4 protein-coding genes are annotated in these 1,287 nt (G+C 44.7%); 3 read left to right on the top strand and 1 reads right to left on the bottom strand.

Annotated features, from left to right (window positions below; all coding sequences use genetic code 11):
- Positions 1-441: IS1 family transposase (locus B9G53_RS00115; protein ID WP_141211648.1), on the bottom strand; the 441-nt coding region annotated here is incomplete at its 3' end.
- Between the two features lie 222 nt (positions 442-663).
- Here B9G53_RS00115 and B9G53_RS28215 point away from each other — a divergent pair.
- The 3 genes from B9G53_RS28215 to B9G53_RS28880 form a co-directional block, all read left to right on the top strand.
- Positions 664-894: a hypothetical protein gene (locus B9G53_RS28215; protein WP_254923482.1), complete on the top strand. Its 231-nt coding sequence runs from the start codon at positions 664-666 to the stop codon at positions 892-894.
- Complete coding sequence (locus tag B9G53_RS00110) at positions 795-1,139, top strand: transposase (protein ID WP_254923483.1); 345 nt, start codon at positions 795-797, stop codon at positions 1,137-1,139. The genes B9G53_RS28215 and B9G53_RS00110 overlap by 100 nt, the downstream gene beginning before the upstream one ends.
- A 13-nt stretch (positions 1,140-1,152) precedes the next feature.
- Positions 1,153-1,287: transposase (locus B9G53_RS28880; protein WP_217901472.1), on the top strand; the 135-nt coding region annotated here is incomplete at its 3' end.

Below are 1,287 nucleotides of genomic sequence, written 5' to 3'. Positions count from 1 at the left end.
TTTTGCTCCCTTTTCTCCTGCATTCTGAAACATCTCGTCCATCTCGGCTTCAGCATCGGGCAGATTACCATTAATCAAATGGGCAAATCCTCGYCGTTGGATGCGATGCCGCCAAGACAATAATGTCCCATAGTCGACTCCTAGTTCCTCGGCTATGTGTTGGGTCGTTTGTCCTTGTAAGAATCCACGCAATATCAGCACGATCTGACCACAGGTGTAATGGCTTCCTGATAAGTCTGTCCCTGTAAAAATATGGAACACTTTCCCACATTCCCGACACTTGTATTTGACGATTGGTGCACGTTGGCGATCGTGCGGCGCTTGTCCTGCTGGTATTGCGTGTCCACTTGGACAATGCAAACCCTGCGGATGCAGGATCTTTAATAACCATTCATAGCACGCTTGGTCATCTAACAATTCGGTCAACGGAAATTTGATCATCGCTTCTCTGTCGATTCATGAAAATGACTTCCTCCTATTTTGCCATTTCACCTACTTCCCCAGATGAGCGAAACTTTCACATTGACCAATTACTTTACAGACATAATTATTCAACCTAGTCCAGAATTTCTCAATCTTGTTTAGAGAGAGTAAAGTGAGATGTGTAAAGCCTGGGAAGTATACAGAGAGACAATCTAGACACACAATGCCAACACTAAAAAGATGAATATAAGCAAAGAATTGCTAGATGAATTGTTGCAAGAATGTAAAACTCCACCCGACCTATTCGGAGAAAGAGGAATCCTGAAGCAACTGACCACCGCCTCGGTGGAAAGAGTATTGGAAGCAGAACTATCAACTCATCTAGGCTACGGCACGAACTCAAACCAGCAGGACAAACCAACAGTCGCAATGGCTATAGCCAGAAAAAGCTCCAAGGCGAATTTGGCATAGCAGAAATCGCCGTACCACGCGATCGGCAAGGTGAGTTTGAACCGCAGATGGTGAAGAAAGGGCAAAGCCGATTGTCAGGACTAGACGAGAAGATCATTGCCCTCTACGCACGAGGCAAGAGTGTCAGGGATATTCAAGCCCAGTTGCAAGAAATGTATGGTGTCGAAGTATCACCAACACTTATTTCCAATGTCACTGATGCAGTGATCGATGAGGTAAAACAATGCGTCCTATCGCTCTCTTGATGCAGTCTATCCGATTTTATTTCTAGACTGTCTGGTCATCAAAGTCCGAGACAATGGACGAGTCATCAATAAATCTCTGTATTTCGCCTTGGCAGTGAATATGGATGGATATAAGGAATTATTGGGTATGTGGATATCCCCCAATGAG

This window comes from Pseudanabaena sp. SR411 (assembly GCF_002251945.1).
GTDB lineage: Bacteria > Cyanobacteriota > Cyanobacteriia > Pseudanabaenales > Pseudanabaenaceae > Pseudanabaena.
This window is presented reverse-complemented; position numbering and strand designations above follow the sequence as displayed.